Source organism: Sphingobium sp. LB126 (genome assembly GCF_002795205.1).
Taxonomy (GTDB): Bacteria; Pseudomonadota; Alphaproteobacteria; order Sphingomonadales; family Sphingomonadaceae; genus Sphingobium; species Sphingobium chungbukense.
The window spans coordinates 1937364-1959889 of sequence record NZ_NETV01000001.1 but is presented as its reverse complement, the minus strand read 5'-3'; the positions used below and the strand labels follow the sequence as shown (position 1 = coordinate 1959889).

The following is a 22526-nucleotide window of genomic DNA, read 5'->3' as shown; positions in this document are numbered from 1 at the left end:
ATGCGCCGCGTGGTCCTTCCGTTGCTCTCTGGTCTGGCGTTATCGGCCTGTGCGCCGCACGAGCTGGGTGACGATCGGGCAAGGATGGCCGAGGAAGCGCAAGCACGATCCGAGATCCTGGCCGATCGTTTCCAGAAGGAATTGCTGAGCGCGCTTACGGCCGCGATGGCGGCCGAGGGGCCGCAAGGTGCTATCGGCGTCTGTTCGAGCATCGCCCCGGCACTTGCGGCGCAGCTCTCGGAGGAAAGTGGAGCGAGTGTGCGACGCACCGCGCTCAAGACCCGCAACCCCGCCGCCAAGGCCGATGCGGCGGAGCAGCGCGTCATGGCGAGCTGGGCCGCCGCGCCGATCGACGATGAAGGTCGACCCAAGCGCTGGACGGCACGGGAGGGCGGCGAATATCGTTATATGCGCGCCATACCCACCATGCCGATGTGCCTTGCCTGTCATGGCGAAAACATCGCGCCCGAAGTGACGGCGGCGATCCGCGCGCATTATCCCGAAGATCAGGCAACGGGCTTTGCACCGGGCCAGCTTCGCGGAGCCTTTTCGATTCGGTGGGAGGATGCCGCCCTGGCGCGCGCGATCAGGAACGGGGGTGGAGGCCAATGAGGTCAGGCGCTCTTGTCCGTCTGTCGGCGCTTATCCTTGCCGGCCTTCCCGTGACGGCCGCGGCCGAACCGACCGATCTTGTCATTCGCGTCATCAGCGAAGGCGGCAAATTCGTCGGCACGTCGATGGGCGGGGCCGAGATCATCCTCCGCGACGTGCGAAGCGGCGAAGTGCTCGCACACGGCCGCACGGCGGGATCGACCGGCGACACGGCCCGGATCATGACGGGAGGCCCGCGCGGCACGCCGCTTGCCGACGAGGCATCGGCCGCCTTCAGGACGCGGATCGACATCGACGAACCGAGGTTGGTCGAAGTCGTGGCTTATGGCCCGCTCGCACAGCCACAGGCAGCGGTGCGCGTCACCGCCCAGCGCTGGATCGTGCCGGGACGACCCGCGACGCAGGGCGATGGTTGGGTTCTCGAACTGCCCGGCCTCGTGGTCGATCTTGTCGAACCGGCTGCGCACCAGCGCGGCGGCGTAGGCGCGAGCGTGCGGCTCGCGGCCAACGTCGCCTTGATGTGCGGTTGTCCGATCGAGCCTGGCGGTATCTGGGATGCGGCGCGCTATGACGTGCGGGCCACTATCCGGCACGACGGTCGGCCCGCCGGCGAGGTCCGCCTGTCCTATGGCGGCCGAACCGGCTATTTCACCGGCGCATTCCCTGCTGACATGGCTGGCGCCTATGCCGTTACCGTGACGGCCATCGACACCAAGACCGGCGCGACCGGCGTCGACGCGAGCAGTATCCTCGTTCCCTGATCCCGCCGATCCGACGCCACCACCGGCCAGCGAGGCTCACTTCCAGTCGGTAAGTGCTTCGAGCCTGTCAAAGTCGATCCCGCCATGCCAGTCCCCTCGGGTCTGACGCCAGCAGCAGTATCCAAGGAAAAACTCTTCGCGCGTCTCGAATAGAAAATGTGCCCAACTGATACTCAGAACGTCTTCTGACATTTCGCCAAACGCACCGCCAAGGGCCAGGTCGCCCCAATGCGCCAGTTCCGGATATAGGACACGGAGCTTCGCGATTTCGGCGCGGGTTTCGTCGGAATACTCGCCGGGGTCTGTTTCATGCCCGGGCCGCACAAAGATCGACGCATCAAAAACAAACTTGGTCACACTTCATTCCTTCAGGCCCTCGCTCTCGACGCTACGAGGAGCTTCCTTGTATCACACGCGGCCTCGATCTTGTTCGCGTTCCAGGCATCGCTTGAACGCCGGAAGGTGGCGCTCGCGCGAGGCGGCTTGCAGATTTTCCATGACCTGTCGCGCGGCAGGATCGTCGATCATTGGAATCAGCCGATCGTAGAGCGCTATATTTTCGATCTCGCCTTCGACGGCGCTTTCGCAAGCCTCTTTCAACGTCGCCGGCGCCGATACCTTTCCGGTCCACGGATTTGGCGGAACGGTCAGCCCAAGGCGCCGGAGCTGGCGTTCGAGCGCCGAAGCGTGGCGTTGTTCGGCCTCAATGATGTTGGAGAAGGGCCGCACCGGGCCGAACTTGTCGATTACGGCCGCATAGCTCGCCTCTGCCTTCCGCTCATCATCGAGCGCATCGAGCAGGATCTTCGCCAGCTCTATCGAAGCCATCGCCTTGTCCTTTCTGCCGTTGGAGATTCGGGCGTCAGTCTATCATGCTTACACAATTATTCTATATTTGTATTGAGGCTTGGCCGATTCAGCGTATCATTGATTGTTCGCAGGGAGTCGGCGGACGGCGGCCCTGCCGGAGAGGGAGAGCAGCCATGCCAGATACCAAGAATGCTACCGGATCGACGATGAGCACCGGCGCGCCGGCGCCAAGCGACCGCAATTCCCTGACCATCGGGGCCGATGGCCCGATCCTCTTGCACGACGTCCATTTCCTTGAGCAGATGGCGCACTTCAACCGCGAGAAGGTTCCTGAGCGCCAGCCCCACGCCAAGGGATCGGGCGCCTTCGGTGTGCTCGAGACGACCGAGGACGTATCCGCCTATACGCACGCGGCTCTGTTCCAGAAGGGCGCTTCGACTGAAATGCTCGCGCGCTTCTCGACCGTCGCGGGCGAGGCGGGCAGTCCCGACACCTGGCGCGACGTGCGCGGTTTCAGCCTTAAATTCTACACCAGCGAGGGCAATTACGATCTCGTCGGCAATAACACGCCGGTCTTCTTCATCCGCGACACTATGAAGTTTCCGCACTTCATCCGCAGCCAGAAGCGCCTTCCCGATTGTGGGCTGCGCGACAACCATATGCAATGGGACTTCTGGACGCTGAACCCGGAATCGGCCCACCAAGTCACCTATCTCATGGGCGACCGCGGTCTGCCGCGCACCTGGCGCAACATGAACGGATACGGCTCGCATACCTATATGTGGATCAACGCCCAGGGCGAGAAATTCTGGGTCAAGTATCACTTCATCAGCAATCAGGGCACGGCCGAGTTCACCAATGCCGAAGCCGCGACGATGGCCGGCGCCGATGCCGACTATCACCGCCGCGATCTATTCGAGGCGATCGCGCGCGGCGATCATCCGAGCTGGACGCTGTTCGTGCAGGCGATGCCCTATGCCGAAGCAAAGACCTACCGGATCAACCCGTTCGATCTCACCAAAACCTGGTCGCACAAGGATTATCCGCTCATCAAGGTCGGCACGATGACCTTGAATCGGAATCCCGATAATTTCTTCGCGCAGATCGAGCAGGCGGCCTTCTCGCCGGGGAACACGGTGCCGGGCATCGGCCTTTCGCCGGACAAGATGCTGCTGGGCCGCGCGTTCGCTTACAATGACGCGCAGCGTAACCGGATCGGGACGAACTTCCACCAGCTCCCCGTCAACCAGCCCAAGGTGCCGGTGAATACCTATATGTTCGATGGGCAGATGGCCTATCAGCACAGCGGCAATGCCCCTGTCTATGCGCCCAACAGCGGCGGACGGAGCTGGGCCGACGAAACCGGCCCTGCTGCCGATGGCTGGGAAACCGATGGCGACATGGTGCGGCAGGCCTACACGCTTCGGCCCGACGATGACGATTTCACGCAGCCCGGCATCTTGGTGCGTGAAGTCTTCAATGACGCGCAACGCGATCGGCTCGTGGAGACGGTCGCCGGCAGCTTGCTGGGCGGTGTCCGCTCGCCGGTGCTCGAACGCGCCATCGACTATTGGAAAAGCGTCGATGCCGATGTGGGCCGCCGCATCGAGGAATGCGTGCGCGCTGGCGCAGCTCCTGCGCCCGCGCAAGGAATGGGCGAGGGCTCCGAGCAACACGCCGCCCCGGTGTCCTGATCCAGCGAAAGCCCTGGCCGCTCGTATCGTGGCGGCCAGGGTTTCATTTCATGCGATGAGGACCGTTTTTGTCAGCGTCTCGGGCAAGTTTTGATGCCGAGCAACGAATAGATCGGGCACATGCCCACAAGCCCGGTCAGCAACGGAACGACGCCGATCCACCCCCACGCAGAGCGTGGCCCGACGAATACCAGCGCGATCAGAACAAGGCCGACGATCACCCTCAACAGTCGGTCTATGGTGCCTTCATTTCGGGACATTCCAATTCCTCCTTCTCATTGCGGGAGATCGGGTGCGGCCGCGATCGTGCGCGCGGTCACGCCCTGTCGCCCATTCCGCCTCAGTCTTCGAGCAGGGCGCGGAGCATCCAGGCGGTTTGCTCATGCTGCGCGATTCTCTGGGTAAGCAGATCCGCGGTCGGCTCGTCGCTCGCCTTTTCGACCAGCGGGAACAGGGCGCGCGCCGTGCGGGCCGCCGCTTCGTGGCCCTTGGCGAGAATATCCACCATGTCGAGCGCCTTGGGCGGAGATTCCGGCGCGTCAGGCAGGGAGCTGAGCTTGGCGAACTGCGCATAGGAACCCGGTGCGGGCTGACCCAGCGAGCGGATACGTTCGGCGATCGGGTCGATCGCGTTCCACAGCTCGGTATATTGCGTCATGAACATGGTATGGAGGCTGTTGAACATCGTCCCCGTCACGTTCCAGTGGAAGTTGTGGGACGTCAGATAGAGGGTGTAGGTGTCCGCCAGCAGGCGGCTCAGGCCTTCGGAGATCGCAATCCGATCTTCCTCGCCGATCCCGATATTCACTTGTCTGGTCATGGGTTTCTCCTTGGTCAAAATTAATCCAGTTCCCGCAATCCCGCGAGCAGGGCGGCGCGGGAGATTTCGCCAACATGCAGCTCACGAATGACGCCCTTGCTGTCGACGAACAGCGTCGCGGGAAGACCCGCGGACCCGATCGCGGCGGCGGCGCTTTGATCGCTATCCAAGAGGATATGCGCCGAGGTCAGGCGTTGGCCGTCCAGCCAGGTCCGCACCTTCGTCGCGTCCTCGCCCTGGTTGGCGAGCAGGATCGGCACAGGCGAGCGCGCGGCCTCTTCGATCAGCATAGGCATCTCGCGCCGGCAGGGCGGGCACCAGCTCGCCCAGAGATTGATGACGAACGGCTTGCCCTTCCGATCGTCGAGCGCGCTTGCTTCGCCTGCAAGCGAGTGGAGGACCAAGCCTTGCGGCAATGGCCTCTGCGAAGAGGCGAGGAACAGCGACGTGGCGATGAGCGCGGCCGCGGCGCTGCCAACGAAGGCCATGCCCGTAGGGAACAGCGCGGGCGATCGGCGCAGCGACAGCACCAGCGAAATCGCGGCGGCCGCCAGACCCGCGAGAGGGAAGAAACCGCCTTGCCAGACATAGAATATGCTCAGAGGCTCGACCGCAAAGGCGGACCAGTTCTGGCCCACAAACCCCGCGCGGGCGGCGACGAGGCCGACGAGCAGGGCGCGCCATGCGGCCTTATCGCTGTCCTTGCCATGGCGACGGCCGATCCAGCTCGCCGCCGCCATGAAGGCAACAATTCCGAGGACCGCGAACAGCCGCTCCAACGCCAGCGCGAGAGGGCCGACGCTAATCATCAGATCGACCTTCAGGCGGCCGCGTCGTCATCGGGGTCGGAATGAAATTCGTGCCACATGCCGTTGAGGATGCCGAAGCCGACGGCGAGGCCGACACCCAATACCCAACTGAAATACCACATCGGAGTCATCCCTATCAGTAGAAGTCGGGGTTGGTGTCGACGTCGCGCAGCGTGATGCGGCCGAACAGCACCTTATAGACCCAAGCCGTATAGATGAGCACGATCGGCAGGAACACGACCGTCACCGCCAGCATGATGAACAGCGTCACATGGCTGGACGAGGCGTTCCACACCGTTAGGCTCGAGGCCGGGTCGATCGAGCTGGGCAGGATGAACGGAAACATCGACAGGCCCACCGTCGCGATGATGCCCACGGCACCGAGCGACGAGCCGCCGAACGCCAGCGCCTCGCGGCCCTTGCGGATGCCGATCCATGCCAGCAGCGGCCCCACGAAACCGAGGATCGGTGCGATCAGCATCCACGGATATGCCCGGTAATTATCGAGCCACGCCCCCGGCGCCGCAACCGTTCCCGACAGCAGCGGGTTGGAGGGACCGAGCGGATTGGCCCCATGCGTCAGGCGGAAGCCATAGCCCATGGTGGCGATCATCACTCCGCCGAGCGCGAACAGCAGGATCGAGGCACCCGCCGCGACCTGTCCAAAGGTGCGGGCGCGATCGTGGACTGCGCCGCGTTCGATCTTGATCGCGAGCCAGCTCGCGCCGTGCAGCACGATCATCGCTACCGAGAGCAGCCCGGCGACCAGCGAGAACGGATGGAACAGGCCGAGCAGGCTCCCCTCATAGAAAGAGCGCAGATCGGTATCGAGGCGGAAGGGGATGCCGGTCAGCACGTTGCCGACCGCGACCCCGAACACCAGCGCGGGAACGAACCCGCCCACGAACAGCGCCCAATCCCAGCGCGAGCGCCAGGCCGCATCGGGTTTCTTCGAGCGATATTTGAACCCCACGGGCCGCAGGATGAGCGCGGCGAGGACGAGGAACATGGCGAGGTAGAAGCCGGAGAAGCTGACCGCATAGACGAATGGCCAGGCCGCGAAGATCGCACCGCCGCCGAGGATGAACCACACCTGGTTCCCCTCCCACGTCGCGCCGATCGAGTTGATGACCATGCGGCGTTCGGCATCGGTCTTGGCGACGAACGGCAGGAGGGCGGCGGTGCCGAGATCGAAGCCGTCCGTCAGGGTGAAGCCGATCAGGAGGACACCCATCAGGAGCCACCAGATCACTCGGAGCGTTTCATAGTCGATGGGAGGTGCCATGACCTGTTCTCCTTATTCGGCAGGAATGGGCGCGTAGCCGTTCGGCGACGCTGGTGCCGGCGCAGGCGCGCGATGCTCGTCAGGCCCCTTGCGGATCGCCGCGATCATCAGGCGGACTTCGATCACGGCGAGGGCGCCATAGAGCAGCGTGAAGCCGACGATCGTCGTCCAGAGCTGCGCGACGGTCAGGCTCGAGGCGGCGAGGAAGGTCGGCAGCACGCCGTCGATCGCCCAGGGCTGGCGGCCGATTTCGGCCAAAATCCAGCCAAATTCGATCGCGATCCACGGCAAGGGCATGATCCAGACCGCCGCGCGCATGAAGGTGCGGCAGAACCCGTTGTCGCAGCCGAAGCGCCGCACCGACGCCATCCAGAAGGCGGCAGCGAAGAAGGCGATGAAGAAGAAGCCGATGCCAGCCATCACGCGGAAGACCCAGAACATGACCGGGACATTGGGCACGGTCGACCATGCGGCCTTCTCGATTTGCTCAGGCGTCGCCTGTCGCGGATCGGCAACGAAGCGCTTGAGCAGCAGGGCATAGCCGAGATCGGCCTTGGCTTCCTCGAACTGCGCTCGCGCGGCCATGTCGTTCTGATTGACCTTCAGCCGCTCCACCGCGTCATAGGCCTTGATGCCATGTTCGATGCGACCTTGCGCCTTGGCGACCAGCTCGAAAATGCCGGAGACTTCGCCCGTCAGGCTGCGCGTGGAGATCAGGCCCAATACATAGGGGATCTTCACTTCATAGCGGGTTTCGCGCCCTTCCAGGCTTGGGATGCCGAAGATCGCGATACCCGCAGGAGCCGGCTCAGTGTGCCACATGGCTTCGAGCGAAGCGAGTTTCATCTTCTGGTTGTCGGTGAGGGCATAGCCGCTCTCGTCACCCAGCACGACGACCGACAGCGAGGAGGCAAGGCCGAAGGCGGCCGCCACGGTGAAGCTGCGCTTTGCGACGGCGACCCACTTGCCCTTGAGCAGATACCAGGCCGAAATGCCGAGCACGAAGATCGAGGCGCAGACGTAGCCGGCGCTGACCGTATGCACGAATTTGGCCTGTGCGACGGGGTTGAACAGCACCGCCATGAAGTCGGAGACTTCCATCCGCATCGTCGCGGGATTGAAGCGGGCGCCGGTCGGATGTTGCATCCAGCCATTGGCGATCAGAATCCACAGCGCCGAGAGGTTCGATCCCAGGGCGACCATGAAGGTGGTGAAGAGGTGGGCCTGTTTGGACAATTTGTCCCACCCGAAGAACATGAGGCCGACGAAGGTCGCTTCGAGGAAGAAGGCCATCAGCCCTTCGATAGCGAGCGGCGCGCCGAAGATGTCGCCGACATAGTGGGAATAATAGGACCAGTTGGTGCCGAACTGGAATTCCATCGTGATGCCGGTGGCGACGCCGAGCACGAAATTGATGCCGAACAGCTTGCCCCAGAAGCGCGTGACGGTGCGCCAGATCTCCCGGCCCGTCATCACATAGATGCTCTCCATGATGACCAGCATGAAGGAGAGGCCAAGGGTCAACGGGACGAATAGAAAGTGGTAGAGTGCCGTCAGCGCGAATTGCAGCCGGGAGAGTTCGATCACGGCCATGTCCATGGCAAGACTCCTTGCATTCCGGCCCGGCTTCCATGGTTGCCTTGAGTCGGTTGAAAAGATTATGATTAGCCATTACTCGTAACTGAGTATATGAGCAACCAATTTGATCGACAGGGCGCGGCCCTTTTCTGGACCGCCGATAGCGGCGCGGCAATCCTTATGGCGGGCGCGCTTGCTGCCGGTGTGGCGGCGGCCGCGCGCGGCGATCATGGCAATGTGCTGGTCGCCGTCGCCGGATTGATCGCAGCCAGCTTGCTTCGCGCCGCGATACAGATCGGTGCAACCGACGCCGGCGAGATCGGGGCAGTCTGCGCCAAGACGAGCTGGAGGAACCGGGTCTATCCCCGAATCCTTGTCGCGGCGCCGGGAGATCGCCGGATGCTGGGCGAGGCGGTAGCCGATGCTGTCGACCGGATCGAAGACCTGGGCGGCTTCCATGCCCGCTTCCAGCCTCTCCGCCGCGCGGCGGTCCTGTCGCCCCTCGTCATTGCGGTTGCCGCCGCGTTCGGAAGCTGGGTAGCCGGTGCGATCATGCTTGCGACGCTCATGCCGTTCGCGCTTGGCATGGCGCTCGCCGGTAGCGCGGCCGCCCGCGCCGCTGCCCGCCAGCTCGACGCATTGAGCCGCCTGTCCGGTCTGTTCGTCGACCGCGTGCGTGCGCTCCCGGTGATCGTCGGGTTCGGCGCGCAGGACCGCATCGGCCGCCATCTTGCCGACGCCACCCGCGAGGTGGCGACCCGCACGGTCGACGTGCTGAAGATCGCTTTCGTCTCGAGCGCCATCATCGAATTCTTTGCCGCGCTGTCGGTGGCGCTGGTCGCGCTCTATTGCGGCTTCAACCTGCTGGGCATCCTGCCTTTCCCCGCACCTGAGACGCTGACCCTTGGACAAGCCCTGTTCGTCCTCGTCCTCGCGCCCGAATTCTACCTCCCCATGCGCCGCCTCGCAGCCGCCTATCATGACAAGCAGGTCGGAGAGGCCGCGGTCGAACGCCTGGAAAAGATCGCTCCCCCGTCCCCGGCTTCCTCCCCTCGCGCGATCGAGGCTCCGCCCGCGCTGCGCTTCGACGGCGTGGTCATCGACTATGGCGAGACGGCTATCGGTCCGTTCACGCTGGACGTCGCGGCAGGCACCACTTTCGCGCTGCGCGGAGCTACCGGCATCGGCAAGTCCAGCCTGCTGCACGCGCTGCTAGGGCTTGCGCCCATCGGCAGGGGACGGATTCTCATCGACGGCCGAGACGCGGCAACCGTCGCGCTTCCCGGCCATATAGGCTGGGCGGGACAATCGGTCGCGTTCATCCCCGGAACGCTCGCCGACAACATCCGCCTTGCGCGCCCGGAGGCCGACGACTCCGAAGTTGAAGCTGCTGCCCGTTCTGCCGGGCTTGGACCGATGATCGAGGCGCGCGGGCAAGGCATGTCCCTGCCGCTCGACCACCGTGGATCGGGTCTGTCGGGAGGCGAGCGCCGCCGCGTCGGCGTCGCAAGAGTGCTTCTGAAAGACGCGCCGCTCTGGCTGCTCGACGAACCGACGGCGGATCTCGATGCGAGGTCGGCGGCTGACATTGCCGGGATATTGGCTTCGGCCGCCACGGGCCGCACGGTCCTCATGGTGACGCACAGCGCCGAGCTGGCCGCGATCGCCGATAGCGAAATGGTGCTGGCATGAGCCGCGCGGATATGGACCGGCTACTGGCCGAAGCCATCGCCCCCGAGCGCCGCGCTTTCCGCATCGCCGGCGCGCTCGCCGCCGCCGCGACGATCGCCGCGGTCCTGCTGCTGGGCCTGTCGGGATGGTTCATCACCGGCGCCGCGCTTGCCGGCCTTGGCGGGGTGCTGGCTGCGCAGGGCTTCAACTATCTCGTGCCGAGCGCGATGATCCGGCTGCTCGCGATCGTCCGGACGACGGCGCGCTATGGCGAACGCCTTTATGGCCATCGCGCAGCCTTGATGGCGCTCGCCACGGTCCGCGCGCGCCTGTTCGACCGCATCCTGTCGGTGCGCGACGTGCGGGCCGTATCAGCGGGCGATACCGTGACCCGGCTCGTGCAGGACATCGGCGCGCTCGAAGACAGCCTTGTCCGCAGGCCCGCGCTTCCCGCCGCCCTTGCCGGCGCGGTGATCGGCCTCGTCCTCGCATGGCTTGCCAGTCCCTGGGCCAGCCTTGCCTTGCTGGCGCTGATCGCCGGCCTCGCCTTGTGGGCGAATCTGGCGACGCCCCGTTTGCTCACGATCGCCGCCACTGACATTGCGGCGGCGCTGGCGCGATTGAAGGTTGGCATGGTCGATTATGCGTCGGCCTCGCCCGAAATCCTGGCCTATGACCTGGCCCCGGCGATCGAGCGGAGCCTTGCCGTCGAGACGGCCGAACTGGACCGGGCACGGCGCCGTTTCGCGCGCGGCGAAGCGGTCATCGACGCCGGGCTGACCCTTGGCGGGGGTATCGCGATGGGCGCGGTCCTCGCGATCTCCAACGCCCCTTTGCCCATGACGGTGCTCGCCGTGCTGGCATCGGCGGGCGCGATCGAGACCTTGTCAGGCTATATTCGGGGTGTGTCGCGGGGCGCGCTGGTGACGGCCGCCCTCGCGCGATTGGAGGACATGGCGGGGCCGCATAGTGCTCCCATCCCGGCGAAGAGTGCATCCGGGCCGATCGGGCGGAGCATCGCCCTGGATCGAGGTGGTGTGCATGTGCGGCTCGAATCTGGCGAGCGCCTGGGGATTGCTGGACAATCCGGCAGCGGCAAGACCAGCCTGCTCGAAACGCTGGCAGGCATTCGTCCGCCGGATCGGAATTCAGGCATTTGCCTTGATGGTCAGCCTATCGAGGCGCTGCCGCCTGAGACGGTGCGAGCGGCCTTCGCGCTCTCGCCGCAGGATGCGCAGCTCCTGTCGGGAACAGTGCGTGACAATCTGCGTGTCGCCCGCTCTGGCCTCAGCGATAAACAGCTTTGGGCAGCGCTGGAAGTGGCCTGCCTCGCGGTTGACGTCCGCACCATGCCGCACGGGCTTGACCAATGGGTCGGAGATGGCGGCGCGCGCCTGTCGGGCGGGCAACTCAAACGATTGTCGATCGCGCGCGCGGTCCTCGCGGCGAAGCCGTGGCTGTTGCTCGACGAGCCGAGCGAAGGCCTCGACATGGTGACGGAAGCGCGGCTTGCACGCCGGCTCGACACCTGGCTTCGCGATACCGGAACCGGCCTTGTCGTCGTGAGCCACAGGGGAGCGTTGCTGGCGCTTGCCGGCAAGGATGACGGGTCGATCCTTGAGATCGGCGGCTCAAGTCAATCCTCGCCGTAGAGTTCGCGCTGCGCCCGATCCAGCTCGTCGGCATAGCGTTTGCGGACATAGCGTTCAGTCAGCATTCCCACGATCCGGCCCTGAGCATCGACCACGGCAAGATCGTCGGCCGCGCTGCTGTCGAACAGCTCCATGATCGGCACGATCGACATATCCGGCGAAAGCGTGACATCCTTGAGGATTGCGAAGTCGGACACCGGCCTTTCGGTCTGCGCCGGATCGGCGAAGGCCGCCGCCGTGGGAACGAGGCCCGCATAGTGACCCTGTTCGTCCTGAAGCAGCACGCGGCTTGTCGAACCGAGCGGGAAATGCTCGCGAAATGCCTTGACCGGCATCGCCGGCGACGCGGTGGCGGGCGCGGTCCGCATCATGCGCCGCGCGGTGAGCGTTCGCATCCAGCCAATATCGCGCGCGCTGCGAACCACCTCGCCACGCAGATGCAGGCGCCAGGTGGAGAAGGAATAGCCGAACCGCTCGCGGACTAGCGTGCTCGAACAGAGCGCGGCCGTCAGCACGACCGCCGTGATCTCGAAATCATGCGTGGCTTCGAGAACGAGGAAGGACATGGTCATCGGGCCACCGACGACCGCGGCCGCCAGCGCGGCCATGCCGACCAGCGAAGCATCCATCGGCGACAGGGGAATGCCATCGGGGACGAACGCCCACAGGCGCGCGAATATCTGTCCCAGCACCGCGCCGAGAAATAGCGAGGCGAAGAACAGACCGCCCCTAAAGCCGAAGCCGAGGGAGACGATCGACGCGAGCGACTTGAGCGCGAAGATCAGGATCAAGGCGCCCAGCGCGATATTGCCGGCGATGGTCAGGTGCAACGCGCCGTGACCTGCCGACAAGACATGCGGTGTCATGAGCGCGAGCGGGATCAGGATAGCGCCGCCCAGAGCGGGCCGCAGCCATTCGGGAATCGCGGTGCGCCGAACCCCCGCTTCCGCGAGCGAGACGAGCCGCATGATGGCGATGCCGAGCAGGGCCGCGATCAGCCCCAGCCCTGCGTAGAGGATATAGTTCGCGGCCGAGAGATGCTGGCTGCTTTGCGCCGCGATCAGATAGGGGGTTGCGCCCAGCGTCCTGGCGGTGATGACCGCGGAAATCGTCGCAGCCACGACAGGGGCGATGCTTGCCGGGGTATAGGCGCCGATAACGATCTCGAAAGCATAGAAGGCGCCGGTCAGCGGCGCGCCGAAGGCGGCCCCGATCGCTGCGCCCGATCCGGCGCCGACCAGCACACGCAGATCGCCGCGCCTCAGATTGAGCCATTGTCCGATCAGCGAGGCGATGCCGCCCCCGGCCTGCGCATAGGCGGCTTCGAGGCCGACCGATGCACCAAAGCTGTTCGAGATCAGCGTTTGTCCGCAGACCATCGTGGTATCGCGCAGGGGAATCCGCCCGCCATGAAGCGCGTTGGCTTCCACGACGTCGATCGAGGTGCGTTTCTTGCGGCGTGTGAACAGCACCAGCGCACCCAGCACCAGGCCGCCGATCGGCAGCGCCAGCAAGCGAGCGGGCGAAATCGAGACGAGGCCGCTCAACCGGAGGTCCGTGCCGAGGCCGTAGAGCAGCGATTGCATGATCCAGGCGGCTTTGCCCAGAAGCGAGGCCAACAAGCCGGCAAGGATACCGACGCCGACCGAAAGCAGGATCAGGCTGGCTTCGCTGGACCGGAACAGCCGCCGCGCCGCCGATACGAGGGCGGTCGCCCGTATCAGACCAGCCACGGATCAGGGCGTCCAGCTTGGAGCGTCGCTCGCCGGGAAAGACTCTATGCCCGCTTCCTCGACCGGATCGAGCGGTGCGGCTTCCTTGGGCTTGCCGCTCTTCCCGGTGTTGCCCGCACCGGGCTTCTTGCGGCCCGCTTTGGGCGGTTTCTCTTTTGGATCGTCAGGCTTTGCGCCCTTGCCGGAATCCTGCGTCATCCTGCGTCTCCTATGATGGCCGGTGTCCGGGGACGAAGCGGCCGATCCGATGTCCCCAGCCTATCAATGACGCGCGATCACAAGATCCGGGCGAAGGTTGCAGCCGATCCCCGTGCGCGCGACCCCGCGCCTTTCACGCCGGGCTGCACGTCCTTCGCGGAAATGCCCGACAAGGCGCAGAGCAGCTTTGCCGTGCTTTCCAGCGCATCCGGCGCGAGGCTGTAGAAGACCAGCTTAGCATCGCGGCGCGTCTGCACCAGCTCCGCTTTGCGCAGGATGGCAAGCTGTTGCGACAGGCCCGGTTGGCCGATGCCGGTCATGGTTTCGAGTTCACCGACTGACTTCTCGCCATTCTCGAGCAGCGTCCGCATGAGCTTTAGCCGCACGTCATGCCCGAGCGCCTTCAGAATGTCGGTGATCGCATCGAGTTCGCTATCGGTGAATGTCGTCACTTGCCTGCCTTTTTGTGCTTGTCGGGCCGCGTCCGGTGGAACCAGCAGGCATCGCCTGCCGCATCGAGCGCGGAATCCTGATCCTGATAGGGCGGGAGCAGCACGTCATCGCCAGGGCGCCAGCCTTCGGGCGTGACCACATTGTCGCTGTCGACCATTTGTAGCGCGGCGACGACGCGCAGCAGCTCCTCTACCGAGCGGCCAATAGTGGCGGGATAGCAGAGCTTGGCGCGAACGATGCCGTCGGGGTCGATGAAGAAGGTCGCACGGAGCGTCGCCGCGTCGGGCGCATCGTCGGCGATCATTCCGTAAGCACGGCCGATGACCATCGAGGGATCTTCGACTATCGGAAAACCAACCGTGACACCGAAATGCTCATGGATCGCCCGTATCCATCCGAGGTGCGAATAGAGGCTGTCGACCGAGATCGCGACAAGCGCGCAGTTGAGCGCTTTGAACCGCTCCCCGGCGCGCGAGAGCGCGACGAATTCACTGGTGCAGACGGGCGTGAAGTCCGCAGGGTGGGAGAACAGCAACACCCAGCGGCCGCGATAGTCGGACAGGCTCATTTCGCCCAGGGTCGTGCGCGCCTGAAAATTGGGCGCGGCATCGCCGATCTGGACCGGCGAACAGACGCCACTCTCATTTGCGCTGGGATTCAAATTTCCTACTCCTGAAGGGAGGCAAGTCTTGAACCCCCTTTCTTACACGGTTACATCATGCGGGTAAACGATTAAGCAGCGATAGCGTTCCATAGGAGATGTCCGCATGTCCGAGTCCCAGCTTGTGGTTTGCCCGGTCTGTGCGAGCATCAACCGGGTTCCGGCTGCGAAGATCGGCGCTGCGCCCAATTGCGGGCGATGCTCGATGCCGCTGTTCCAGGGCCAGCCTGTCGATGTCGATGCCACCGCCTTCGACCGCCATGTGGGGCGCGGAAGTCTGCCTGTTCTCGTGGATTTCTGGGCGAGCTGGTGCGGGCCGTGCCGCGCGATGGCCCCGGCGTTCAAGGCGGCCGCCGCCGAACTGGAACCGCATGTCCGTCTGCTGAAGGTCGATACCGAGGCCGAGCAGGGCATATCGGGGCGCTACCGCATCCAGTCGATCCCGACGCTGATACTCTTCAAGGGCGGCCGCGAGATCGCACGTCAGGCCGGGGCGATGGACCGCGCCCGACTCGTCGCATGGGTAAGACAGGCTCTCGCCGCCGCCTGATTCGGGCCGCGATCACCCTATAAATTAGATTAAATGATGCTTTGAAGCGTTTGCGCGCCCGCTTTTGCGCGCCGCGAATCCGGCCTTTGCCGCCGCTTTCGGAAAAGATTGAAAAATCCGATCAGAGGAATTAGGTTTATCGTGTTATCACGATTAATAGAAATGTGTATCTAATGTCTGTCGCCCACTCACTCACAGGAGACGATAAAATGACAGACGTGGCCGCCCCCTCCATGCCCCGGATCAACGAACCGGCGCCGGCCTTCAAGGCAAAGACCACCCACGGCGAACGCTCGCTCGACGATTACAAGGGCAAGTGGCTGGTCCTCTTCTCCCACCCCGCGGACTTCACCCCGGTCTGCACGACCGAGTTCATGGGCTTCGCGAAGGCGGCCGATCGCTTCAAGGCGCTCAATTGCGAGCTGCTGGGCCTCTCCATCGACTCCGTGCATTCGCACATCGCCTGGATGCGCAGCATCGAGGAGAAGTTCGGCGTCGAGATCACCTTCCCGATCATCGACGACCTGTCGATGAACGTCGCCAGGGCCTTCGGCATGATCCATCCCGGCGCGTCGGACACCTCCGCCGTGCGGGCGACCTTCCTGATCGACCCCGAAGGCGTCATCCGGGCAATGGTCTATTACCCGATGTCGAACGGCCGCTCGGTCGACGAGTTCGTCCGCCTGCTGACCGCGCTTCAGACGTCCGACGCGAACAAGGTCGCGACGCCCGAAAACTGGCAGCCCGGTGAACCCGTGATCGTGCCGCCGCCCGCGACCGCCGAGGCCGCCAAGGCGCGCAAGGACGAGGGCTACGACTACACCGACTGGTATTTCAGCAAGAAGACACTCTGAGCCGGTCGGGCCGGCTTCGCGCGCCCCTCCCCCTTAGCGCGAAGCCGGCACACCCGCTTATCGAATGAAAGGACAAGGCCATGACCGATCCGCAAATCCGTGAAGCCGCCCGCATTGTCGAGGCCGCGAGCAATGCGCGGCCCGCGGTCATCCGCAGCTTCTTCGACGAGGACACGTTCACCGTGACCCACGTCATCTCCGATCCCGCGACCGCCAAGGCTGCGATCATCGACAGCGTGCTCGATTTCGAGCCGGCTTCGGGGCGCACGTCCTTCGCGTCGGCTGACAAGGTGATCGACTATATCCATAGCGAAGGTCTTGAGGTCGAATGGCTGCTCGAGACGCACGCTCATGCCGACCATCTCTCAGCCGCGCCCTATCTTCAGGAGAAGTTGGGAGGCACGCTCGCGATCGGCCGTCATATCCTCACGGTGCAGGAGGTGTTCGGCAAGATCTTCAACGAGGGCACGCGTTTCGCCCGCGACGGCTCGCAGTTCGACCGCCTGTTCGATGACGGCGACCGCTTCAAGGTCGGGTCGATCGAGGCGATCGCGTTGCATGTTCCCGGCCACACCCCCGCCGACATGACCTATGTGATCGGCGATGCGGCGTTCATCGGCGACACGCTGTTCATGCCCGACTATGGCACGGCCCGCGCGGACTTCCCCGGTGGAGACGCCCGCACGCTTTTCCGGTCCATCCGGCGCCTGCTCTCGCTGCCCGATCAGACGGGCTTGCATCTCTGCCACGACTACAAGGCCCCTGGGCGCGACACCTATGCCTGGGAGACGTCGGTGGGAGAGGAGCGCGAACATAATGTCCATGTCCGCGATGGAGTGAGCGAGGACCAGTTCGTGGCCATGCGCGAGACGCGGGACGCGACGCTCGGAATGCCCCGGCTGATCCTGCCGTCCATTCAGGTCAACATGCGCGGCGGTCACATGCCGGAGCCGGAAGACAACGGCACCAGCTATCTGAAGCTCCCGGTCAACACGCTGTAAGGCCATGACGCTCGAACCTGTCCAATATCTGCTCGGAGCCGGATCGGGTTCGCTCGTCGGCTTCACGCTCGGCCTCGTGGGGGGCGGCGGGTCGATCCTCGCCGTCCCCCTCATGGTCTATCTCGTCGGCGTCGCCTCGCCCCATGTCGCGATCGGCACCAGCGCGCTCGCGGTTGCCGCCAATGCCGGCGCCAATCTCGTTCCCCATGCCCGTCAGCGCACGATCAAGTGGCGCTGCGCGGGCATGTTCGCCGCCGCCGGCGTCGCGGGGGCCTATGCCGGATCGACGCTCGGCAAGGCCTTCGACGGCCAGAAGCTGCTGTTCCTGTTCGCGCTGTTGATGATCCTGGTCGGCGCACTCATGCTGAAGAAGCGCGGCGATCCCGGCAATCCCGATGTCCAGTGCCGCCGTGAGAACGCGCCCAAGGTGATTGGCTATGGCAGCGCCACCGGCCTGTTCTCCGGTTTCTTCGGCATCGGCGGGGGCTTCCTGATCGTTCCGGGGCTGATGGCTTCGACGGGGATGCCGATGCGCAATGCCGTCGGATCGTCGTTGGTCGCGGTAACGGCCTTCGGTCTTACGGCCGCGCTCAACTATGCCTTTTCCGGGCTGGTCGATTGGGGACTTGCCGCGGTGTTCATCGGCGGCGGCATCGTCGGCGGTATCGCCGGCGCAGCACTTTCGCACCGGCTGTCGGGTCACAAGGGCGCGCTCAATACGATCTTCGCCCTGCTGATCTTCGTGGTCGCCGCCTACATGCTGTGGCGCAGCGCGGCCGCAATCTGGAACTGATTTTTCGCAACTATGATGGGAGGACTTTGATGGACGATGCTGGCGAGAATCTGGACAGCCTTGCCGCGCATGATTGGGCAGGCCAGGCAGGCACGCGCTGGCTCGCCCAGCTCGACCGTTTCGAGGGCATGATCGAGCCGATCGGCAAGGCGCTGCTCGCCCAGGCCGCCTATACCGCCAGCGAAACGGTGGTCGACGTTGGGTGCGGCGGAGGCTGGACGACCCGGCAGATCGCCGCGGCCGTCGGGAATACCGGATTTGCGCTGGGCCTCGACATATCGGCCGATCTCGTGGCGGCCGCGAGCGAACGGGCAACGCGCGCAGGCCTCGCCAATATCCGCTTCGAGCAAGGCGATGCGGCGATAGCCATGCCGGAGGAAGCGCCGTTCGATCGGCTGTTCTCGCGCTTCGGCTCGATGTTCTTCGCCCAGCCATACCCTGCCTTCGCCAATCTGCGCCGGATGCTCCGCGAAGGCGGGCGGCTCGACATTGCGGTCTGGGCGCCGGTCGCCGAGAATCCCTGGCAGCGCAGCATCATGGGAGTCATCAGCGAGCAAATCGACTTGCCGACGCCTCAGCCGCGTGCGCCGGGGCCATTCGCGCTGGCCGAACAGGACTATGTGATCGACCTTCTGCAAAGCGCGGGATTCTCCGACATCAAGTTCGATGTCTGGACCGGCGATCAGCGCATTGGCGGACCCGGCAGCGATGCCGAGAGCGCCGCGCGTTTCGTGCTGGACGGAATGCACATCGGCGATCTCGTTCGGCCGAGCGGCGCAGAGGTGCGTGAGGCCATTCAGCGGGATCTTGCCGCGCTGTTCGAGCGCAACCGCGACGATGACGGCGTTCGCATGGGCGCCAAGGCCTGGCTGGTAAGCGCCAGCGCGTGATCGGCATATCTGGGGGAGGACGACATAATGGATAGAAAGAAACTGTCGCTGCGACTGAAAGCGGGCGACGCGGGCAATGAGGCAATCCTGACCGATGAAATCATGACCGCGCAGGCGCTTCTCGAAGAACATGGGCCGCGAGCCGGACAAGTGCTTGTCGACGAAGCACAGGCCGCCATCAAGGCCGGGGACGACAGCCGCGTATCCTATCTGGAAAGGGTGCGTGTCGCCATGTTGACGATCGAGGACGTGCCGCCCGCTCAGCGCCCTCAATGAAAGCTGAAGGGGATCGTGAAGACGAGCTGGTCCCCTTCCACCGTCGCGGGAGGCGGTGGAAAGGGACCAGCATTGCGGACCGTCCGGAGCGCTAAACGATCCAGCGCCGCGTTTCCGCTGGATGCCGCAAGCTCGACGGAAATCAGTTCGCCGGCACGACCGACGGCAAAGCGCACCATGGCGACGCCGGACAGGTTTAGCCCCCTGGGCTTGCGCGCTGAAATTCGTGCCCAGAGCTGACCCTGATAGGACGCGAGCACGCTTTCGGCTTTGCTGTCAGGGGCCGGCGCAGGATCGACGGCAAAATTGGTCCGCGAAGGCCCGTCGATTGAAGGCATCAAGGGCGTCGGTGGCGACGTCGATGACAGCGGGGCACCCACCGGCGAAGGCGCTGGGGCGGCCGCCTGCTTCCTCGTTTGCGCTGAAGCGATTGCCATTCCAGATTGCGGATCGGGCGGCCGCTTGATCTCACGCGGCCGAGAAGGCGGCACAGTGGGAGGCGGCGGCGTTGGCGTGAACAGTGTGAAGCTGCTCACTTCCCGGCGCGACACCGACGACACCAAGCCTGAAAGATTGGCGTCCAGAGCTACCAGCAAAGCCAGGCAGCACGTTGCAGCAGCCAGACCCGCGCCCAAACGCTGCGACAAGGCGGGGGACAGGCCATCGCCTGTCCCCCGCCCCTGCATCAAGGATTTTCGTTCCGAACGCATTGTCGTCAGAACGAGATCGTGACGCCTGCGTTGACCGACCGCCCCCGGCCCGGGACCGGGCGAAGAACGCCGGTCGCCTTCAGATCCCCGAGCGACATCCCGCCGAGCGGAGCATAATAGGCCGCGTCGAACAGATTGTCCGCGCCGAGCGTCAATCGCACATTGTCGATGCGATAGGCCAACTGGACGTCAAGCAGCGCATAGCTTCCCGTTCGCGGCTCATTGCGGGTCGGATCGACACGATCCTTCTCGCCGACGACGGTCAGGTCAATCCGGGTTTCCAGTCCGCCGATCCTATGTTCCAGCCCCAGCGCCGCGTTGAACGGCATCTGGTGATAGAGCGGTCCATGGTCCGCCAGGTTCTCGCCATGCAACCAACTCGCGCGCGCGGTCAGTCGTGCGCTCCCTGCCGATGAGGACGACCAGAGCGGGACGGCGGCCGACAGGTCGATGCCATAAATCTCCGCCTTCTGGTTGGCGAATTGCAATTGATCGAAAGCGGTCGGTCTGCCCGCCGTGTCGGTAAAGTCCGCCAGCTTCACGGCGTCGATATAGTCGTCAACATGAGTGAAATAAGGCGCGATCTTCAGCGACCAGCCATCCTTGCCGCCGCCATGAACCGACAGAGCGGCGCTCAGCGTATCCGCCTTTTCCGGGCGAAGCGCGAGGTTGCCGACATAGCCATTCCCGTCCCCGAACCACCCGATCATCCGGCTCGCCATGCCGCCGCGGCCCCAGCTATACCGTTCGTAGATATTCGGCGAACGCACCTTCCGGGCATAGCCGAACTCGATTTCCGCATGAGGCGACAGCGCATATCGAGCAAGCAACGTGCCGCTCCAATTGCTATCGTGCCGCTTGCGGTCGGCTGCATTGAACGCGGCGGCCGCCATCACGTCGGCCATCTGCATCATTCCGGTGCCGTAGGGCGCGACCGTCCCCGTATTCATCCAGACCTGATCGTTGCGGATGCCGGCGACCAGCGTGAACCCGCGATCCCAGCTCTTTTCCCATTCGAGGAATGTGCCGAGACGATCGCGCTTCCCCCCGTTGACGTTGATGAAAGCATTCGGCCCCATCATCATGTTTCCCGCGACGGGCGGCCAGAAATCGTTGAGCCACTGGTGTTGGAATTCATTGCCGAGACGCAGCGTTCCGGCACCGCCCAGCAGGATTTCGGCCTGGACCGCGTATCCGGCGCTATGGACTTCGGTGTTCATCGGCATTCCGCCAGTAGCCGTCCCACCCTTATCGGCGAGAAAGTTCATGGCATGGTCGGTGTCGCGCCAACTCGCCCGCACATCGAGATTGCCCCAATCGAAGACGCCTGCATAGTGCCCGTTCAGGAACCAGGACTTGTTGGACGTCATGTCCATATATTGGTTGGGAAACCCCTCGTAGGGCGCGAAATGATAGCCGCCCTTCAGCTCGACCAAGCCGCTGCCGACCTGCGCGGCCAGGCTCAGGCTGTGATCGGTCTTTGCATATTCGCTCGATCGCACGATGCCCAGCGATCCACCGCCCTTGAAATTGTCGGCCTGGGTATAGGAGCCGTTATAGGTCAGGCTGATCTTGTCGCTCGCGGCCGTCATTGAAAGCGAACCGCCGAAGCCATCGCCATTGCTGCGATAGAAGGCCGAGATTTCACCTGTCAGCAGCGTATCGCCCTGTTTCGCGAAGCGGGGCGGAGCGCTCTCGACGCGGATGATCCCGCCGATGCTGTCGCCGCCATAGCTGACCGGCGAGACGCCCGTAATGACGTCGATCGCACCCACGGTCTGCGGATCGGTATAGGACAGGGGCGGATTCATATCGTTCGGGCAGGCCGAGGCGATCGCCACGCCGTCGACGAGCACGGTCAGGCGCTGCGCCTCCAAGCCGCGGATCACCGGCAGGGTCGAAAAGCCCCCGGCGCCGAAGCCGCTGACACCTGGCACGCTTTGAAGAATGGCGGCAGTATCACTCGAGCCGGCCTGAAGGTTGCGGAGGCGAGATGAGGAGATCCTTTCGCCCGATCCCGTCGACGGCGCTTCGCTGGCCGAGTCCACATCGACCTCCGGCAGCACAATGCCATCCTGTGCAAAGGCCGGCGAGAGCGGGCAGCAGGCCAGCGCTGCGACGAAGGCGGGGGCAGCAATATCGCGTGCCAGGCGGGTCTTGAAAGCGGTAGCGCCGGCAGAAGCACGCGCCACAGGTGCCGCGCGCCGCGCGGCAAAATGCAAATTCGTCATGTCGGAATCCTGATTCACATGGGACGCCCGATTGGGCGCCGTTCAACGCGGAAATGTTGAGTGAATCAGGCGGAGGGTGGCCCAATCGCGGGCGGGCGAAGATAGATACCGCGCCAGAGGACTATACGCGGCGGAAGGCGGAAACCCGTCGCGATGATGAAAGCGATCGCGATCGCCAGCAGAAGCGCGTCGGTCGCCGCGAGTGTGGGCGAGGACAGTCCGGAGAAGGCGCAGGGCGCTTCCGCCTTTTTGTGCTCCCCATGGTCATGTTCGCCGGTCTTGCCCGGCAGCTCCAAGACGATCGTCTGCGGCCCTTGACCCGAGCAGAGCTGGACGAGGATCACACCATTCGAGGCGACCGGCATGAAACCCGCGGGCACCAGGGCTTTTACGATCAGCGTGGCGCCCAGAAGCAACGCGCACAGCCAATGATGCCGGCCAAGGAATTTGCGGGTCTCAGTCACGTCGCGTCGTCTATGCTGAT

26 protein-coding genes are annotated in these 22526 nt (G+C 64.4%); 11 read left to right on the top strand and 15 right to left on the bottom strand.

Annotated features, from left to right (window positions below; all coding sequences use genetic code 11):
* Both CAF53_RS09550 and CAF53_RS09545 read left to right on the top strand, forming a co-directional pair.
* The gene (locus tag CAF53_RS09550; RefSeq protein WP_012049911.1) at positions 1-612 is read left to right on the top strand and encodes a DUF3365 domain-containing protein; all 612 of its coding nucleotides are present in this window, start codon (positions 1-3) and stop codon (positions 610-612) included.
* Positions 609-1373: a hypothetical protein gene (locus tag CAF53_RS09545; RefSeq protein ID WP_012049912.1), complete on the top strand. Its 765-nt coding sequence runs from the start codon at positions 609-611 to the stop codon at positions 1371-1373. Before CAF53_RS09550 ends, CAF53_RS09545 begins: the two co-directional genes overlap by 4 nt.
* A gap of 36 nt (positions 1374-1409) precedes the next feature.
* Here the strand turns inward: CAF53_RS09545 and CAF53_RS09540 are convergent, their stop codons facing one another.
* Together CAF53_RS09540 and CAF53_RS09535 are read right to left on the bottom strand one after the other, a co-directional pair.
* Positions 1410-1730 (bottom strand): hypothetical protein, encoded by a 321-nt coding sequence (locus CAF53_RS09540; RefSeq protein WP_016747690.1) that lies wholly within the window; start codon positions 1728-1730, stop codon positions 1410-1412.
* Positions 1731-1781: 51 nt separating this feature from the next.
* Entirely contained in the window at positions 1782-2201 is a 420-nt protein-coding gene (locus tag CAF53_RS09535; protein WP_012049913.1) for a DUF2202 domain-containing protein, read from the bottom strand.
* Positions 2202-2356: 155 nt separating this feature from the next.
* On the opposite strand from CAF53_RS09535, the gene CAF53_RS09530 reads away from it, so the two are divergent.
* Positions 2357-3877 carry a catalase gene (locus CAF53_RS09530; RefSeq protein ID WP_012049914.1) on the top strand — a complete coding sequence of 507 codons (1521 nt, stop codon included), beginning with the start codon at positions 2357-2359 and terminating at the stop codon, positions 3875-3877.
* Positions 3878-3948: 71 nt separating this feature from the next.
* Here CAF53_RS09530 and CAF53_RS09525 read toward each other — a convergent pair whose 3' ends face one another.
* The 6 genes from CAF53_RS09525 to CAF53_RS09500 form a co-directional block, all read right to left on the bottom strand.
* Positions 3949-4137, bottom strand: a complete 189-nt coding sequence (locus tag CAF53_RS09525) for a DUF2892 domain-containing protein (RefSeq protein WP_100237960.1) — start codon at positions 4135-4137, stop codon at positions 3949-3951.
* 80 nt (positions 4138-4217) lie between these two features.
* On the bottom strand, positions 4218-4697 hold the full coding sequence (locus tag CAF53_RS09520) for a Dps family protein (RefSeq protein ID WP_012049916.1): 480 nt from the start codon (positions 4695-4697) through the stop codon (positions 4218-4220).
* Positions 4698-4717: 20 nt separating this feature from the next.
* The gene (locus tag CAF53_RS09515) at positions 4718-5506 is read right to left on the bottom strand and encodes a TlpA disulfide reductase family protein (RefSeq protein WP_012049917.1); all 789 of its coding nucleotides are present in this window, start codon (positions 5504-5506) and stop codon (positions 4718-4720) included.
* A gap of 11 nt (positions 5507-5517) precedes the next feature.
* Positions 5518-5628: a cytochrome bd-I oxidase subunit CydX gene (gene cydX, locus CAF53_RS09510; protein ID WP_012049918.1), complete on the bottom strand. Its 111-nt coding sequence runs from the start codon at positions 5626-5628 to the stop codon at positions 5518-5520.
* Between the two features lie 14 nt (positions 5629-5642).
* Positions 5643-6791 carry a cytochrome d ubiquinol oxidase subunit II gene (gene cydB / locus CAF53_RS09505; protein ID WP_012049919.1) on the bottom strand — a complete coding sequence of 383 codons (1149 nt, stop codon included), beginning with the start codon at positions 6789-6791 and terminating at the stop codon, positions 5643-5645.
* Positions 6792-6803: 12 nt separating this feature from the next.
* Positions 6804-8390 (bottom strand): cytochrome ubiquinol oxidase subunit I, encoded by a 1587-nt coding sequence (locus CAF53_RS09500; protein ID WP_012049920.1) that lies wholly within the window; start codon positions 8388-8390, stop codon positions 6804-6806.
* A 90-nt stretch (positions 8391-8480) separates the two neighbouring features.
* Here CAF53_RS09500 and cydD point away from each other — a divergent pair, with 90 nt between their 5' ends.
* Entirely contained in the window at positions 8481-10061 is a 1581-nt protein-coding gene (gene cydD, locus CAF53_RS09495) for a thiol reductant ABC exporter subunit CydD (RefSeq protein ID WP_012049921.1), read from the top strand.
* Positions 10058-11692: an ATP-binding cassette domain-containing protein gene (locus CAF53_RS09490; protein ID WP_012049922.1), complete on the top strand. Its 1635-nt coding sequence runs from the start codon at positions 10058-10060 to the stop codon at positions 11690-11692. The genes cydD and CAF53_RS09490 overlap by 4 nt, the downstream gene beginning before the upstream one ends.
* Here the strand turns inward: CAF53_RS09490 and CAF53_RS09485 are convergent.
* The 4 genes from CAF53_RS09485 to CAF53_RS09470 form a co-directional block, all read right to left on the bottom strand.
* The gene (locus CAF53_RS09485; RefSeq protein WP_100237959.1) at positions 11677-13425 is read right to left on the bottom strand and encodes a chloride channel protein; all 1749 of its coding nucleotides are present in this window, start codon (positions 13423-13425) and stop codon (positions 11677-11679) included. The genes CAF53_RS09490 and CAF53_RS09485 overlap by 16 nt on opposite strands.
* A 3-nt stretch (positions 13426-13428) precedes the next feature.
* Positions 13429-13623 (bottom strand): hypothetical protein, encoded by a 195-nt coding sequence (locus tag CAF53_RS09480; protein ID WP_053555252.1) that lies wholly within the window; start codon positions 13621-13623, stop codon positions 13429-13431.
* A gap of 77 nt (positions 13624-13700) precedes the next feature.
* Positions 13701-14075: a metalloregulator ArsR/SmtB family transcription factor gene (locus CAF53_RS09475; RefSeq protein WP_012049924.1), complete on the bottom strand. Its 375-nt coding sequence runs from the start codon at positions 14073-14075 to the stop codon at positions 13701-13703.
* Entirely contained in the window at positions 14072-14737 is a 666-nt protein-coding gene (locus CAF53_RS09470) for a peroxiredoxin (RefSeq protein ID WP_012049925.1), read from the bottom strand. Before CAF53_RS09470 ends, CAF53_RS09475 begins: the two co-directional genes overlap by 4 nt.
* A gap of 106 nt (positions 14738-14843) precedes the next feature.
* Between CAF53_RS09470 and trxC the strand changes: the two genes are divergently transcribed.
* From trxC to CAF53_RS09440, 6 genes are all read left to right on the top strand, one after another.
* Entirely contained in the window at positions 14844-15287 is a 444-nt protein-coding gene (gene trxC / locus CAF53_RS09465) for a thioredoxin TrxC (protein ID WP_012049926.1), read from the top strand.
* A 209-nt stretch (positions 15288-15496) separates the two neighbouring features.
* Positions 15497-16141 (top strand): peroxiredoxin, encoded by a 645-nt coding sequence (locus CAF53_RS09460; RefSeq protein ID WP_012049927.1) that lies wholly within the window; start codon positions 15497-15499, stop codon positions 16139-16141.
* Positions 16142-16221: 80 nt separating this feature from the next.
* On the top strand, positions 16222-17142 hold the full coding sequence (locus tag CAF53_RS09455) for an MBL fold metallo-hydrolase (RefSeq protein ID WP_012049928.1): 921 nt from the start codon (positions 16222-16224) through the stop codon (positions 17140-17142).
* Between the two features lie 4 nt (positions 17143-17146).
* Complete coding sequence (locus CAF53_RS09450) at positions 17147-17935, top strand: sulfite exporter TauE/SafE family protein (RefSeq protein WP_012049929.1); 789 nt, start codon at positions 17147-17149, stop codon at positions 17933-17935.
* 29 nt (positions 17936-17964) lie between these two features.
* Positions 17965-18825, top strand: coding sequence for a class I SAM-dependent methyltransferase (locus CAF53_RS09445; RefSeq protein ID WP_012049930.1), 861 nt, complete (start codon positions 17965-17967; stop codon positions 18823-18825).
* 27 nt (positions 18826-18852) lie between these two features.
* Positions 18853-19101, top strand: coding sequence for a hypothetical protein (locus tag CAF53_RS09440; RefSeq protein ID WP_012049931.1), 249 nt, complete (start codon positions 18853-18855; stop codon positions 19099-19101).
* On the opposite strand, the gene CAF53_RS28045 is transcribed toward CAF53_RS09440, so the two are convergent.
* From CAF53_RS28045 to CAF53_RS09425, 3 genes are all read right to left on the bottom strand, one after another.
* A complete protein-coding gene (locus CAF53_RS28045) occupies positions 19095-19748 on the bottom strand; it encodes an energy transducer TonB (protein WP_152523616.1) in 654 nt (217 codons plus the stop codon). The two genes, CAF53_RS09440 and CAF53_RS28045, sit on opposite strands and share 7 nt — an antisense overlap.
* 68 nt (positions 19749-19816) lie before the next feature.
* Positions 19817-22042 carry a TonB-dependent receptor gene (locus tag CAF53_RS09430; RefSeq protein ID WP_012049934.1) on the bottom strand — a complete coding sequence of 742 codons (2226 nt, stop codon included), beginning with the start codon at positions 22040-22042 and terminating at the stop codon, positions 19817-19819.
* Between the two features lie 65 nt (positions 22043-22107).
* On the bottom strand, positions 22108-22506 hold the full coding sequence (locus CAF53_RS09425; RefSeq protein WP_226948734.1) for a hypothetical protein: 399 nt from the start codon (positions 22504-22506) through the stop codon (positions 22108-22110).
* Between the last annotated feature and the right edge of the window lie 20 nt (positions 22507-22526).

Bases quoted from the DNA above. Each gene is read 5' to 3' on its own strand.
- CAF53_RS09550 (WP_012049911.1), top strand. From the start codon at position 1: ATGCGCCGCGTGGTCCTTCCGTTGCTCTCTGGTCTGGCGTTATCGGCC.
- CAF53_RS09545 (WP_012049912.1), top strand. From the start codon at position 609: ATGAGGTCAGGCGCTCTTGTCCGTCTGTCGGCGCTTATCCTTGCCGGC.
- CAF53_RS09535 (WP_012049913.1), bottom strand. From the start codon at position 2,201: ATGGCTTCGATAGAGCTGGCGAAGATCCTGCTCGATGCGCTCGATGAT.
- CAF53_RS09530 (WP_012049914.1), top strand. From the start codon at position 2,357: ATGCCAGATACCAAGAATGCTACCGGATCGACGATGAGCACCGGCGCG.
- CAF53_RS09525 (WP_100237960.1), bottom strand. From the start codon at position 4,137: ATGTCCCGAAATGAAGGCACCATAGACCGACTGTTGAGGGTGATCGTC.
- CAF53_RS09520 (WP_012049916.1), bottom strand. From the start codon at position 4,697: ATGACCAGACAAGTGAATATCGGGATCGGCGAGGAAGATCGGATTGCG.
- CAF53_RS09515 (WP_012049917.1), bottom strand. From the start codon at position 5,506: ATGATTAGCGTCGGCCCTCTCGCGCTGGCGTTGGAGCGGCTGTTCGCG.
- cydX (WP_012049918.1), bottom strand. From the start codon at position 5,628: ATGTGGTATTTCAGTTGGGTATTGGGTGTCGGCCTCGCCGTCGGCTTC.
- cydB (WP_012049919.1), bottom strand. From the start codon at position 6,791: ATGGCACCTCCCATCGACTATGAAACGCTCCGAGTGATCTGGTGGCTC.
- CAF53_RS09500 (WP_012049920.1), bottom strand. From the start codon at position 8,390: ATGGACATGGCCGTGATCGAACTCTCCCGGCTGCAATTCGCGCTGACG.
- cydD (WP_012049921.1), top strand. From the start codon at position 8,481: ATGAGCAACCAATTTGATCGACAGGGCGCGGCCCTTTTCTGGACCGCC.
- CAF53_RS09490 (WP_012049922.1), top strand. From the start codon at position 10,058: ATGAGCCGCGCGGATATGGACCGGCTACTGGCCGAAGCCATCGCCCCC.
- CAF53_RS09480 (WP_053555252.1), bottom strand. From the start codon at position 13,623: ATGACGCAGGATTCCGGCAAGGGCGCAAAGCCTGACGATCCAAAAGAG.
- trxC (WP_012049926.1), top strand. From the start codon at position 14,844: ATGTCCGAGTCCCAGCTTGTGGTTTGCCCGGTCTGTGCGAGCATCAAC.
- CAF53_RS09460 (WP_012049927.1), top strand. From the start codon at position 15,497: ATGACAGACGTGGCCGCCCCCTCCATGCCCCGGATCAACGAACCGGCG.
- CAF53_RS09455 (WP_012049928.1), top strand. From the start codon at position 16,222: ATGACCGATCCGCAAATCCGTGAAGCCGCCCGCATTGTCGAGGCCGCG.
- CAF53_RS09450 (WP_012049929.1), top strand. From the start codon at position 17,147: ATGACGCTCGAACCTGTCCAATATCTGCTCGGAGCCGGATCGGGTTCG.
- CAF53_RS09445 (WP_012049930.1), top strand. From the start codon at position 17,965: ATGGACGATGCTGGCGAGAATCTGGACAGCCTTGCCGCGCATGATTGG.
- CAF53_RS09440 (WP_012049931.1), top strand. From the start codon at position 18,853: ATGGATAGAAAGAAACTGTCGCTGCGACTGAAAGCGGGCGACGCGGGC.
- CAF53_RS09430 (WP_012049934.1), bottom strand. From the start codon at position 22,042: ATGACGAATTTGCATTTTGCCGCGCGGCGCGCGGCACCTGTGGCGCGT.